The sequence below is a fragment of the Variovorax trehalosi genome, from assembly GCF_051216415.1.
Lineage (GTDB): Bacteria > Pseudomonadota > Gammaproteobacteria > Burkholderiales > Burkholderiaceae_C > Variovorax.
Genome location: NZ_JBPJZG010000004.1, coordinates 144,255 through 157,238, shown reverse-complemented (window position 1 = coordinate 157,238; position 12,984 = coordinate 144,255). Strand labels below are relative to the sequence as shown.

Here is a 12,984-nt window from a genome sequence, read left to right as displayed (position 1 = left end):
GCCCTACGTTAATGAGGGGTCTGGAGCACATGGGCCGTGGATGCACCCGGTTACGATGCGCGCATCCCTCGAACCCGGTTTTTTGTTTACTTTCCTGCTCATCCGCCCATGCCTTCCGCCTCCCCGACTGCCGACGCCCAAGCCGCCGACAGCGCGTGGCCGCGTGTCGCGCAGCAGGAGCAGAAAGGTCGCCAGTGGACGGTCGCCACCGGCCGCTGGACCGCGCTGGGCATGTCCTCGTTTCCCGCCTGGCAGGCGCTCTCCAAAAGCCTGGAAGCCGCGCCGACCACGGACGACCGTGCCTGGGACCTGCGCCCGATCGAGCAGCTCGACCACATCGGCGCCCAGCTCCTGTGGGAGCACTGGCGCCACGAATGGCCCGCCACGCTGGAGATGGAAGCGCAGCACAAGGCGGTGCTCGACCAGGTGGCGCAGTACACCGTCGCCACGCCGGACGAGCCGCCCAAGACGCTGGCCGACCGCATCCGCACCTTCTCGCACAACGGGCCGCGCGCGATGGTCGTGGCGCGCGACTTCGTCGGTCTGATCGGCCAGCTCGCGCTCGACGTCGGGACACTGATCCGCGCGCCGCACCGCGCGCCGTGGCGCGATTTCTCGGGGCATCTCTATCAGTTCGGCGCCACGGCGCTGCACATCACGGCGCTGGTCGGGTTGCTGATCGGCGTGGTGCTGGCCTACCTGATCTCGCAGCAGCTGCGCAACTACGGCGCCGAGGCCTTCGTGGTGAACATCCTCGGCCTCTCGCTGGTGCGCGAGCTCGGGCCGGTGCTGGCCGCTGTGCTGATCGCCGGGCGCTCGGGCTCGGCCATCACCGCGCAGATCGGCGTGATGCGCGTGACCGAAGAGCTCGACGCGATGCGCGTCATGGGCATCCCGCACGGCTTTCGCCTCGTGATGCCGCGCGTGCTGGCGCTGGCGATCGCAATGCCGCTCATCAGCCTCTGGACCTCGATGGCGGCGCTGCTGGGCGGCATGCTCGCGGCGGATGCGGCGCTCGACATTTCGCCGGCGTACTTCCTGTCTGCACTGCCGCGCGCGGTGCCGATCGCAAACCTCTGGCTCGCGATGGCCAAGTCGGCGGTGTTCGGCATCCTGATCGCGCTGATCGGCTGCTACTTCGGCATGAAGGTCAAGCCCAACACCGAGAGCCTGGGCCGCGGCACGACCTCGTCGGTGGTGACCTCGATCACCGCGGTGATCCTGGTCGATGCGCTGTTCGCGGTGCTGTTCAAAGGCATCGGGTTCCGGGGATGAATACCGCCGTGAACAACAACAGCAACGACGCCACCGTCGTCGACATTCGCAAGCTCTGGACGGTGTTCAAGAACGCCGAAGGCGAGCAGGTGGTGCATCGCAACCTCGACATGCACATCGACCGCGGCGAGGTGTTCTCGCTGGTGGGCGGCTCGGGCACTGGCAAGACGGTGCTGCTGCGCCAGATCCTCGGGCTCGAGAAGCCGACGAAGGGCGTGGTCGAGGTGCTGGGCCAGGAGCCCGGCGAGCTCAGCGCCTCGGGCGCGGCCAACGTCGGCATGCTGTTCCAGCACGGCGCGCTGTTCTCGGCCTTCAGCGTGCTGGAGAACATCGCCTTTCCGCTGCGCGAACTCAAGCTCCTGCCCGACGAACTGATCCGCCACGCCGCGCTCGTGAAGCTGCAGATGGTGGGGCTGGAGCCACAGCATGCGAACAAGAGCCCGTCGGATCTGTCGGGCGGCATGATCAAGCGCGTGGCGCTGGCGCGCGCGCTCATCATGGACCCGCCGCTGCTCTTGCTCGACGAGCCCACGGCGGGCCTGGACCCCGAGGCCTCCGACAGCTTCTGCAATTTGCTGCGCGGCCTGCACCGCGAGCTGGGCCTGACGGTGGTGATGGTCACGCACGACCTGGACACGCTGTTCGACCTGAGCACCCGCATCGCGGTGCTGGCCGACCAGAAGGTCATCGTGAGCGGCACAGCGCGCGAGGTCATCGCCTACCCGCATCCGTTCATCCACGAATACTTTCTCGGGGGGCGCGGCCAGCGCGCCCTGGAGGCGCTGCATGACAAGCCAGCCACAGAACAACCTGCGCCGCGGCCCGAAGCCGCGCCGCGCTGAAAGGTAGGTAGCCACCATGGAAAACAAGGCCCATGCCCTCGCCGCCGGCGCCTTCGTGCTCGGCCTCCTGGCCGTGCTCGTCGGGCTGGTGATCTGGTTCACGCGCGACAACACCGTGCGCAACATCTACGAGCTCTCCACCCGCGACGCGGTCAGCGGCCTGCAGCCGCAGGCGATGGTGCGCTACCGCGGCATCGCGGTCGGCAAGGTGGCGTCGATCGACTTCGACCCCAAGGTGAAGGGCAACGTGCGCGTGCGCATCACCGTCGACGAGCGCGTGCCGCTCACCACCTCCAGCTTTGCCACGCTGAGCTACCAGGGCGTGACGGGCCTGGCCTTCATCGCGCTGGACGACAAGGGCGAATCGCAGGTTGCGCTCAAGCCCAACGACGACGAGCCGCCGCGCATTCCGCTCAAGCCCTCGATGCTCGCGCAGCTGCAGGACCGCGGCGAAGCCATCATCAACCAGGTCGAGGAAGTGACCAAGCGCGCCAACCAGTTGCTGAGCGACCCGAACCAGAAGCGCGCGGCCGATGCGCTGGAGAACATCGCTGCGGCCTCGGCCAGCGCCAACACGCTGCTCAAGACGCTCGACACCACGGTGAAGACCGGCCTGAACCCGACGCTGGCCGCGATGCCCGACACGCTCGGCACGGTGAAAAAGGCGGCCGGCGACGTCTCGCGCGTGGCCAACAACTTCAACACCACCGTGGGCCGGCTGAACGCGCCCGACGGGCCGGTCGAGCGGCTGAGCGACGGCACGAAGGCGCTCGCGCAGGCGGTCGATTCGTTCAATGCGGCGACGCTGCCGCGCGTGAACCGCGTGGCCGACGACACCTCGCACGCGGTGCGCCGGCTGGGCCGCGCGGCGGACAGCATCAACGACAACCCGCAATCGCTGCTGTTCGGCAATGGCGGCGCCGCGGCGGGCCCGGGCGAGCCGGGTTTCTCCGCGCCGGCCGCGCGCCCTTGATCGAAGGTGACGAGCATGAAGACAAACACCCACTCCCTCGCCGCGGTCCTCGCGGGCATCGGCTTTGCGGCAGTGCTTGCCGGCTGCGGCGCGCTGCCCGACAAGCCCGCGCGCGCGACGCTCTACGACTTCGGCCCCGGGCTTGCCGCCGCCGCGGCAACCGCTGCACCGGCCGCCGCGCCGCTTCCGACACTGGCCCTGGCCGAGATCGAGAGCAACACGCGCCTGGACGGCACACAGATCCTCTACCGCCTCGGCTACGCGGACGTCAACGAGCTGCGCCCCTACGGCCAGTCGCGCTGGAGCCAGCCGCCCGCGCAACTGCTGCGCCAGCGGCTGCGCGACAGCCTGGCCGAGCGCCGCATGGTGCTCGGCCCAGAAGAGAGCGCGACCATTTCCCGCAGCAAGGGCGAGGTGCCCGACACGCTGCGCATTTCGCTCGATGAGTTCAGCCACTACTTCGACTCGCCCGCCAGCAGCGTGGGCCTCGTGCGGCTGCGCGCCACGCTGATTCGCGGCACCACCGGCGGCGATCGCGTGCTGGGCCAGAAGACCATCACCGTGCGCCGCCCCGCACCGAGCGCCGACGCGCCCGGCGGCGTGAAGGCACTGGCCGCCGCCAGCGATGCGGCGGTGGCCGAGGTCACGCAGTGGATGGATGCACTGCAACGGCAGCCGCGGCAGTAAGCTGCAGCCCGATCGCCGCAACACCAATCACTGAGGAGACTCGCCCCATGAACGCAACACGCATCGTCGGCATCCTGCTGGTCGTGGCAGGCATCGCGGGGCTGGGCCTCGGCGGCTTCAGCTTCACCAAGGAAACCCACCAGGCCAAGCTCGGCCCGCTGGAGTTTTCGGTGAAGGAGAAGCAGACCGTCAACTTCCCCGCCTGGGCCAGCGTGGCCGCCATCGTGGTGGGCGGCGCGCTGGTGCTGCTGGGCGGCAAGAAGGGCTGAGCGCCCGCGCACTGCGGGGCTGGGGGCGGCAGGCGCGAAGCCAGCCTCCATGCAATCCGTCACGGTGGTCGCACTGCAATGGTGGCCGGAACATGTCTCCCCGTTCCTGGTCCGCGGGCGCGTTCGCACAATGCGCCCCCTCCATCATTTTTCGCGCCCCTTCATGAGATCTCTTCAAATCATCCAGGACCACGACAAATGGCGCAAAGGCGTCGGCGGCGCACCCGCCGGGCTGGCGGGCGAAAGCGATGGCAATGCCTATGCCGGCCTCGATCTCAACCTGGCCACCTTCGCATCCAGCACGTTCAGCGGCAGCAGCTTCACATCGACCAGCTTCATGGATGCGGTCTGGACTTCATGCCAATTCAACGGCTGCACGTTCAGCCTGTGCGACCTGCAACGCATCCGGATCACCGGCTGCACTTTCGTCGATTGCACGTTCAATGCATCTCAGCTGAAAGCCAGCCAGCTCAGCGATTGCACCTTCACCCGATGCCACTGGATCGCGCTGAATTTCGATGCCAGCCATTGGTCGCAAGTGAAGCTGCTGGCGTGCAGCGGCCGGCAAGTGAGCGCCTCCGACCTGCAGGGCGAGCAGGTCGACTTCACGGGCAGCCAGTTCGAAGACATGCAACTCGCCAACGCGCGCATCAACTGACGGCGCACGAAGGCGCGAAGTTAAGCGCTCATCCCCGCCAGCAAACGCGGCAACAGGTCTTCCGAAGCGCCCCGCAACACCACCGCCGCCGCATCGTCGAGGTGCGGCAGCGGCTCCAGGTTCAGCGTGATGAGTCGGCTGCCGCGCGCCATCGCAAGTTCGGGCAGCTCGGCCGCCGGATAGACGATGGTCGTGCTGCCGACCACCATGAAGAGATCCGACTCCTGCGCCACCACCTGCGCCTCGAGCAGCACGCCGGGGTTGAGCATCTCGCCGAACATCACCACGTCGGGCCGCGCATGCGAGCCGCAGCGCAGGCACCGGTGAAAGGGCCACGGGCCGCTGCGGTTGCCGCAGTGGTCGCAGCGCCAACGGCGCAGCGACCCGTGCAGTTCGAGCACGTCGAGCCCGCCCGCCTGGGTCAGGAGGCCGTCGACGTTCTGCGTGACGAGGCGCGTCGCCGGGCGCAGCCGCTGCAGTTGCGCGAGCGCCCGGTGGCCCGGGTTGGGCGCGGCCGATTCGACGACCGACACGCGCTGGCCCCAGAACCTGGTGAAGCCCGAGGGATCGCGCTTCAAGTCTTCGGCGTGGGAGAACTGCAGGGCGTTCTGGTTTTTCCAGAGGCCGTCCGCATCGCGGTAGGTCGGGATACCCGAGGCGCGGGACAAACCGGCGCCCGAGAAGACGACGATGCGCCGGGCGTCGCGCAGCAGCGCGATGGCGGATGCTAGCGGGGAAGAAGAGGTTGTGTCGGTGGCGTCGGGTCGCGTCATCGCTCTGTTTTTCGGATATCGGAAGGCCCCGCAGCGGGCGCGCCGAGCCGCTGCGACACGGCGCCCGCGCAAGCCTTGAGTGCGCGCGAGAGCTCGCCGTCCCACGCCGTGTCGAAAATGCCGGCCGGGCCGATGGCGGTCACGGCGAGCACGATGGCGCCGGTGTGGTCGAACACCGGCGCGGCCATGGCGCTCACGCCCACGATCACTTCGCCGTCGGAGCGGCTGATGCCGTGTTCGCGCACCTCCTTCAACTGGCGCTCGAAGTCGCTCCACGACGGCAGCGGCTGCACGGGCGGCATGCCGGCGGGTGCCGCGGGCTCGGCGGCGCCCTTGCGCGGCTTCTGGCGCTGGCGCTCTTCCTCGAGCAGCTGCCGCACCGCGTCGGCATCGAGGTAGGCCGCGAAGATGCGGCCCGAGGCCGTGTTGGTCAGCGAGAACACCGTGCCGTGCCGCATGTTCACATGCACCGGCGACGGCGACTCGGCCGTGCGCACGATGGTCGCGCCGCGCGCGCCCCACACCGCCAGCGCCACCGTGTGGCCGATCTGCTGCGCCAGCGGGCTGAGCAGCGGGGTGGCGATGTGCACCGGGTCGGCCTGCTGCAGGCTGATGAGCCCCAGTTGCAAGGCCAGCGGACCGAGCAGATAGTGGCCGCTGGCGCGGTCCTGCTCGATGAGCCCGAGCCGCCCGAAGCTCACCATGTAGGGGTGGGCCTTGGCGGGTGTCATGTCGGCCTCGCGCGCCAGGTCTTTCAGCGCCATCGGCCGGCCGTGGTGCACCAGCGCACGCAGCAACTGGCCGCCGACCTCGATGCTCTGGATGCCGCGCTGGGCGGCACGGTCGGTGTCGGGGGGATCGCTGGTATCGCTGGAGTCCTTGGTCACAGGGCTGCCGATCGTTCGTTCATGAAGAAGGGATTAGACATTAACTGATCCTAGGCTTACACTGCGAAAATTCGTTATCCGCGAATTCGTTCGCCTTAAACGAATAACCATACATCCCCCACACACCGGAGACAACCCGATGAGCCAAGCCAAGAAGTTCGCCAGCCAGGCCGACATGGAAGAGAAGAAGATCACCTTCAGCCAGATCTCCGAGCACGCCTGGGCCTACACCGCCGAGGGCGACCCGAACACCGGCATCGTGATCGGCGACGACTGCGTGCTGGTCGCCGACACGCAAGCCACCCCCGCCATGGCCGCCGACGTGGTGCGCCGCATCCGCGAAGTGACCGACAAGCCCATCAAATATGTGGTGCTCACCCACTACCACGCGGTGCGCGTGCTGGGCGCGGCGGGCTACGGCGCCGAGCACATCCTCGCGAGCCAGGACACGCGCGACCTGATCGTCGAGCGCGGCGAGGCCGACAAGGCCAGCGAGATCGGCCGCTTCCCGCGCCTCTTCCAGAACGTGGAAACCGTGCCCCCGGGCCTCACCTGGCCCACCCTGACCTTCACCGGCAAGATGACCCTCTGGCTCGGCAAGCTCGAAGTGCAGCTGATCCAGCTGGGCCGCGGCCACACCAAGGGCGACACGGTCGTCTGGTTGCCAGAGGAGCGCACGCTGCTCTCGGGCGACCTGGTGGAGTTCGGCGCCACGCCGTACGCCGGCGACGCCTACTTCCAGGACTGGCCGCAGACGCTGGACAACATCGCTGCTCTCAAGCCCGCCGCGCTTGTGCCGGGCCGCGGCGCCGCGCTCACCACGCCGGCCGCGGTGGCCGAGGGCCTCACGGGCACGCGCAACTTCATCTCCGACGTGTATGCGAGCGTGCAGGAAGGCGTGAAGGCCGGGCGCGACCTGAACACGGTCTACAAGGACACCTACGCGAAGCTCAAGCCCAAGTACAGCCAGTGGGTGATCTTCGACCACTGCATGCCGTTCGATGTGAGCCGGGCCTATGACGAGGCCTCGGGCCATGCCGATCCGCGTGTGTGGACCGCAGAGCGCGACATCGAGATGTGGAAGGCGCTGGAAGGCTGATTGCGCCTTGCTCTCTCGAAGGAGCAAGAGACCGAAGACACGGAGACAACACGTGATCGACTATCAAAGTCTGCGCTTCGACTACCACCGCCACGCCGACCAGGACGCAGCGTCCCCCGCCCATCACCCCGTGGTGATCGTCGGCGCCGGCCCGGTCGGCCTCACGCTCGCCATCGACCTCGCACTGCGCCAGGTTCCGGTGGTGCTGCTGGACAACGACAACACCCTCTCCAGCGGATCGCGCGCGATCTGCTTTGCCAAGCGCTCGCTCGAGGTGTTCGACCGCCTGGGCTGCGGCGACCGCATGGTCGACAAGGGCGTCTCGTGGAGCGTGGGCAAGGTGTTCTTCCATGACGAGCAGGTCTACCGCTTCGACCTGCTGCCCGAGCCCGGCCACGAGCGGCCCGCCTTCATCAACCTGCAGCAGTACTACGTCGAGGGCTACCTTGTCGAACGGGCCGCTGCGCTGCCGCTCATCGACCTGCGCTGGAACAACAAGGTGACCGGCATCGCACAGCGCGAAGACGGCGCGGTGCTCACCGTGGAAACGCCCGAAGGCGACTACAAGCTGTCGGCCGGCTATGTCGCCGCCTGCGATGGCTCGCGCTCCAACCTGCGTCAGCTGCTCGGCCAGGAGGCCAAGGGCCGCACCTTCCGCGACCGCTTCCTGATCGCCGACATCACGATGGATGCGCCGCTCCCCACCGAGCGCCGCTTCTGGTTCGACCCCTCGTTCCACCCGGGGCAGAGCGTGCTGCTGCACAAGCAGGCCGATGGCATGTGGCGGGTCGACTTCCAGCTCGGCTGGGACGCCGACCCGGTGGAAGAACGCAAGCCCGAGAACATCACGCCGCGCGTGCGCGCGCTGCTCGACAGCATCGGCTTTGCGGAGGTGCAGTTCCAGATCGGCTGGGCCAGCGTCTACACCTTCGCCTGCCAGCGCATGGAGCGCTTTCGCCACGGCCGCGTGCTGTTCGCGGGCGACTCGGCGCACGGCGTGTCGCCCTTCGGCGCGCGCGGCGCCAACTCGGGCGTGCAGGACGCGGACAACCTCGCCTGGAAGCTCGCAGCCGTGCTGAAGGGCGAGGCGCCCGATGCGCTGCTCGACAGCTATGCGAGCGAGCGCGAATACGCGGCCGACGAGAACATCCGCCACTCCACGCGCGCAACCGACTTCATCACGCCCAAGAGCGAGGTGAGCCGCCTGTTCCGCGACGCAGTGCTGGAACTGACCAAGCGCCACGCCTTCGCGCGCACGCTGGTCAACAGCGGGCGGCTTTCGGTGCCGGCGGTGCTGCGCGATTCGCCGCTCAACACGGCCGATGGCGATGCGTTCAACGGCGCGATGGTGCCGGGCGCAGCCGCTGCCGATGCGCCGACCGTGCGGGCCAATGGCAGTGCAGGTTGGCTGCTGCGCGAATGCCACGGGCAGCAGTTCACCGCACTGGTCTTCGGCGCGGGCGAGGCCGCCGACCACAGTGCGCAGGTTCTCAAGGCTTGCGATGCACCACTGCACATCGTGCGCGTGCAAGGCACGACGCCCGAAGGCGAACTCGCCACCCAGCGCTACGACGCGCAACCCGGTACCGTGTATCTCTTGCGGCCCGACCAGCACGTGTGCGCCCGCTGGCGGCAACCCACGGCGGCGAACATCCGTGCAGCCATCGACCGCGCACTGGCAAGGGCATGACATGCAACACCTGAACACCACGCCGAACCTCGAGGCGCCCGACGATTTCTACGAAGCGCTCATCGAGGCGCACCAGGGGCTTTCCACCGAAGAGAGCCATGCCTTCAACGCGCGCCTCGTGCTCGTGCTGGCCAACCACGTCGGCTCGCTCGCGGTGCTGCGCGAGGCCTTCGAGGCCGCGCGCGGCAGCTAGACCGCCCCACGCATTCCAACCTCATCGCGATTTTCGAAAGAGAACACCATGACCCCAGCTTCCGCCAACGACGACCGGCGCTACCTCGGCGGCTTCGGCAACGAATACGCCTCCGAGGCCATCCCGGGCGCCCTGCCGCAGGGCCGCAACAACCCGCAGCGCGGGCCTTTCGACCTCTACACCGAGCTGCTCTCGGGCACCGCCTTCACCGCGCCGCGCCACGAGAACCGCCGCACCTGGCTCTATCGCCGTCAGCCCTCGGTGGTGTCGGGCCGCTACCAGCCTTACGCGCAGCCGCACTGGACCACCGGCGCCGATCGCGAGATCGCGCTGCCGCCCGAGCCCATGCGCTGGCACCCGATGCCACTGGACGGCGCGGCCGAAGCCGACTTCGTCGACGGCATGCACACCGTCGCGGCCAACGGCGATGCCGATTCGCAGGTCGGCGTGGCCTCGCTCATGTACCTGGCGGGCCGCTCGATGGAGCGCCGAGCGTTCGTCAACGCCGACGGCGAAATGCTGGTCGTGCCGCAACAAGGCCGTCTGGTCATCACGACCGAACTCGGCGTGCTCGACGTGAAGCCCGGCGAAATCGCGGTGCTGCCGCGCGGCATGGTCTTCAAGGTCGCGCTGCCCGATGGCCTCTCGCGCGGCTATGTCTGCGAGAACTACGGCGCGCATTTCCGCCTGCCCGAGCTGGGCCCGATCGGCTCGAACGGCCTGGCCAATGCGCGCGACTTCCAGGCGCCGGTGGCGGCCTTCGAAGAAGACGGCGGCGCCTACGAACTGGTCAAGAAATTCGCCGGCCGCTTCTGGAAGGCGCCGACCAAGCAATCGCCTTTCAACGTGGTCGCCTGGCACGGCAACCTCGCGCCGGTGAAGTACGACACGGCGCACTTCATGGCGATCGGCTCGATCAGCTTCGACCATCCCGACCCGTCGATCTTCACCGTGCTGACGTCGCCCAGCGACACGCCCGGCACCGCGAACTGCGACTTCGTGATCTTCCCGCCGCGCTGGATGGTGATGGAGAACACCTTCCGTCCGCCGTGGTTCCACCGCAACCTCATGAGCGAATTCATGGGCCTGGTGCTCGGCGAGTACGACGCCAAGCCGGGCGGCTTCAAGCCCGGCGGCGCGAGCCTGCACAACTGCATGGTGCCGCACGGGCCCGATGAGGAAGCCTTCGACAAGGCGACGAGCGCCGACCTCAAGCCGCACAAGCTGGACAACACGCTGGCCTTCATGTTCGAGAGCCGCTACCGCTTCATTCCGACGAACTTCGCGCTGAAGAGCCCGGCGCTAGACACCGACTACGCCGACTGCTGGGCGGGGCTGAAGGACCAGTTCAAGCCATGAAGAACGCCTTCGCTCTCACGCGCCGCGCGGCGGCTCTCGCACTGCTCGCTGCACCTTTGCTCACGCACGCCGCAGACTTCCCATCGAAGCCGATCCGCTTCATCGTGCCCTACACGCCCGGCGGCACCACCGACCTGGTGGCGCGCACCGTGGGCCAGAAGGTCTCGGAAAAGCTCGGCCAACCGGTGCTGATCGACAACCGTGGCGGCGCGGGCGGCAACATCGGCATGGACGCGGTAGCCAAGGCCGCGCCCGATGGCTACACCATCGGCTTCGGCGCGATCTCGACCAACGCGCTGAACCCGCACATCTACAAGTCGATGGCCTTCGATCCGCGCAAGGACTTCACCGCGATCAGCCTGCTGGGCACCTCGACCATCGTGCTCGAAGTGCCGGCGAGCTCGCCGATCAAGTCGGTGCCGGACCTGATCGCCGCCGCCAAGAAAAACCCGGGCCTGCCCTACGCCACCGCGGGGGCGGGCACCTCGATGAACCTCGCGGGCGTGATGTTCGCGCAGATGACCGGCACCGAGCTCGTGCACGTCGCCTACAAGGGCAGCGGCCCGGCCATCACCGACATGCTGGGCAACAACATCGGCGTGATGTTCGACAACCTGCCGGCGTCGCTGCCGCACATCCAGGCCGGCAAGCTGCGCGCGCTGGCTGTCGCCGGGCCGGCGCGCTCGCCGTCGCTGCCCGACGTGCCGACGATGGCCGAGGCGGGGCTGAAGGGCTATGCGCTCGATCCGTGGTTCGGCGTGTACGGGCCGGCGAACCTGCCGGCGCCCATCGTGAAGGCGCTGAACGAAGCTTTTGTCGAAGCGCTCGCGATGCCCGACGTGAAGGCCAAGCTGCAGCAGGCCGGCTTCTCGCCGCGCGGCTCGACCGCGCAGGAGCTGGCGACGCTCACGCAGACCGAATACCAACGCCTGGGCGAGGTCGCCAAGAAGGCCGGCATGACCGCAGATTGAACAGATCCACAGAAAGACACCCATGACCACCGCACTGAACGCCACCCATGACCCCAAGCTGCGCAGCTGGGTCGCCTCGGCCAACGAGGCCGGCACCGACTTCCCGATCCAGAACCTGCCGTTCGGCCGCTTCCGCACGGCGGGCAGCAGCGAGGCCTTCCGCATCGGCGTCGCCATCGGCGACCAGGTGCTCGACCTGAAGGCCGCGGGCCTCGTCGACACGGACGACATGAACGCGCTGATGGGCGCGAACGTGAAGGACCGCCAGGCCCTGCGCGCCGCGATCTCCGCGGGCCTCGCCGAAGGCAGCGACAAGCAGGCCGCATGGTCGAAGGCGCTGCTGGCGCAGGCCAAGGCCGAACTCACCGTGCCGTGCCGCATCGGCGACTACACCGACTTCTACACGGGCATCCATCACGCGACCACCATCGGCAAGCTGTTCCGCCCCGACCAGCCGTTGATGCCCAACTACAAGTGGGTGCCGATTGGCTACCACGGCCGCGCCTCGTCCATCGGCGTGAGCGGCCAGGTCTTCAAGCGCCCGCAGGGCCAGACCAAGGCGCCCGATGCGGCCGAGCCGAGCTTCGGCCCGTCCAAGCGCCTCGACTACGAACTGGAGCTGGGCTTCCTGGTCGGCCGCGGCAATGCGCTCGGCGAGCCGATCGCCATCGGCGAGGCCGAAGAGCACCTGTTCGGCGTGACGCTGCTCAACGACTGGTCGGCGCGCGACCTGCAGGCCTGGGAATACCAGCCGCTCGGCCCGTTCCTCGCGAAGAACTTCGCAAGCACGCTGTCGCCGTGGATCGTGACGATGGAGGCGCTCGCGCCGTTCCGCGCGAAGTTCGAGCGGCCCGCCGAAGATCCGCAGCCGTTGCCGTACCTCGATGCGCCGTCGAACCGCGAGGCCGGCGCGCTCGACATCACACTCGAAGTGCTGCTGCAGACCGCGAAGATGCGCGCCGAAGGCGTGGCGCCCGCGCGCCTGACGCGCGGCAACACCACCGAGGCGGCCTACTGGACCGCCGCGCAGCTCATCACGCACCACACGGTGAACGGCTGCAATCTGCAGCCAGGCGACCTGCTGGGCTCGGGCACGCTCTCGGGGCCGAAGCCCGACGAGGCCGGTTCGCTCATGGAACTCACGCTGGGCGGCAAGCAGCAGATCACGCTGCCGAACGGCGAGAAGCGCACCTTCCTGGAAGACGGCGACACCCTGGTCATGCGCGGCTGGTGCGAGCGCGCGGGGGCGGTGCGTATCGGTCTGGGTGAAGTCAGCGGCACCGTGGAAACCGCCGCGAAATAGAAGCC

General features: G+C 68.3%; 14 protein-coding genes. 12 read left to right on the top strand and 2 right to left on the bottom strand.

Annotated elements, in window-relative coordinates; all coding sequences use genetic code 11:
- The first annotated feature begins 108 nt into the window (after window positions 1–108).
- From ACSFA7_RS16405 to ACSFA7_RS16380, 6 genes are read left to right on the top strand one after another with little or no spacing between them, the layout of a single operon-like run.
- The gene (locus tag ACSFA7_RS16405; protein WP_435500362.1) at window positions 109–1,275 is read left to right on the top strand and encodes an MlaE family ABC transporter permease; all 1,167 of its coding nucleotides are present in this window, start codon (window positions 109–111) and stop codon (window positions 1,273–1,275) included.
- Window positions 1,272–2,117: an ABC transporter ATP-binding protein gene (locus tag ACSFA7_RS16400; RefSeq protein WP_435500361.1), complete on the top strand. Its 846-nt coding sequence runs from the start codon at window positions 1,272–1,274 to the stop codon at window positions 2,115–2,117. Before ACSFA7_RS16405 ends, ACSFA7_RS16400 begins: the two co-directional genes overlap by 4 nt.
- Window positions 2,118–2,133: 16 nt before the next feature.
- On the top strand, window positions 2,134–3,090 hold the full coding sequence (locus ACSFA7_RS16395) for an MlaD family protein (RefSeq protein WP_435500360.1): 957 nt from the start codon (window positions 2,134–2,136) through the stop codon (window positions 3,088–3,090).
- A 15-nt stretch (window positions 3,091–3,105) separates the two neighbouring features.
- Window positions 3,106–3,777, top strand: a complete 672-nt coding sequence (locus tag ACSFA7_RS16390) for an ABC-type transport auxiliary lipoprotein family protein (RefSeq protein ID WP_435500359.1) — start codon at window positions 3,106–3,108, stop codon at window positions 3,775–3,777.
- A gap of 47 nt (window positions 3,778–3,824) precedes the next feature.
- A complete protein-coding gene (locus tag ACSFA7_RS16385) occupies window positions 3,825–4,046 on the top strand; it encodes a hypothetical protein (protein ID WP_435500358.1) in 222 nt (73 codons plus the stop codon).
- Window positions 4,047–4,095: 49 nt separating this feature from the next.
- On the top strand, window positions 4,096–4,704 hold the full coding sequence (locus ACSFA7_RS16380) for a pentapeptide repeat-containing protein (protein ID WP_435500357.1): 609 nt from the start codon (window positions 4,096–4,098) through the stop codon (window positions 4,702–4,704).
- A 20-nt stretch (window positions 4,705–4,724) separates the two neighbouring features.
- Here the strand turns inward: ACSFA7_RS16380 and ACSFA7_RS16375 are convergent, their stop codons facing one another.
- Both ACSFA7_RS16375 and ACSFA7_RS16370 read right to left on the bottom strand, forming a co-directional pair.
- On the bottom strand, window positions 4,725–5,477 hold the full coding sequence (locus ACSFA7_RS16375) for an SIR2 family NAD-dependent protein deacylase (protein WP_435500356.1): 753 nt from the start codon (window positions 5,475–5,477) through the stop codon (window positions 4,725–4,727).
- The gene (locus ACSFA7_RS16370; RefSeq protein ID WP_435500355.1) at window positions 5,474–6,364 is read right to left on the bottom strand and encodes an IclR family transcriptional regulator; all 891 of its coding nucleotides are present in this window, start codon (window positions 6,362–6,364) and stop codon (window positions 5,474–5,476) included. The genes ACSFA7_RS16375 and ACSFA7_RS16370 overlap by 4 nt, the downstream gene beginning before the upstream one ends.
- Window positions 6,365–6,503: 139 nt before the next feature.
- On the opposite strand from ACSFA7_RS16370, the gene ACSFA7_RS16365 reads away from it, so the two are divergent.
- From ACSFA7_RS16365 to fahA, 6 genes are read left to right on the top strand one after another with little or no spacing between them, the layout of a single operon-like run.
- Window positions 6,504–7,463, top strand: a complete 960-nt coding sequence (locus tag ACSFA7_RS16365) for an MBL fold metallo-hydrolase (RefSeq protein WP_435500354.1) — start codon at window positions 6,504–6,506, stop codon at window positions 7,461–7,463.
- 52 nt (window positions 7,464–7,515) lie between these two features.
- Window positions 7,516–9,153: an FAD-dependent oxidoreductase gene (locus tag ACSFA7_RS16360; protein ID WP_435500353.1), complete on the top strand. Its 1,638-nt coding sequence runs from the start codon at window positions 7,516–7,518 to the stop codon at window positions 9,151–9,153.
- Between the two features lies 1 nt (window position 9,154).
- On the top strand, window positions 9,155–9,346 hold the full coding sequence (locus ACSFA7_RS16355; protein ID WP_435500352.1) for a DUF2783 domain-containing protein: 192 nt from the start codon (window positions 9,155–9,157) through the stop codon (window positions 9,344–9,346).
- A 48-nt stretch (window positions 9,347–9,394) separates the two neighbouring features.
- Window positions 9,395–10,705, top strand: a complete 1,311-nt coding sequence (gene hmgA, locus ACSFA7_RS16350; RefSeq protein WP_435500351.1) for a homogentisate 1,2-dioxygenase — start codon at window positions 9,395–9,397, stop codon at window positions 10,703–10,705.
- Window positions 10,702–11,676 carry a Bug family tripartite tricarboxylate transporter substrate binding protein gene (locus ACSFA7_RS16345; protein ID WP_435500350.1) on the top strand — a complete coding sequence of 325 codons (975 nt, stop codon included), beginning with the start codon at window positions 10,702–10,704 and terminating at the stop codon, window positions 11,674–11,676. Before hmgA ends, ACSFA7_RS16345 begins: the two co-directional genes overlap by 4 nt.
- Window positions 11,677–11,698: 22 nt before the next feature.
- Window positions 11,699–12,979, top strand: coding sequence for a fumarylacetoacetase (gene fahA, locus ACSFA7_RS16340; RefSeq protein WP_435500349.1), 1,281 nt, complete (start codon window positions 11,699–11,701; stop codon window positions 12,977–12,979).
- The last annotated feature ends 5 nt before the right edge of the window (window positions 12,980–12,984 follow it).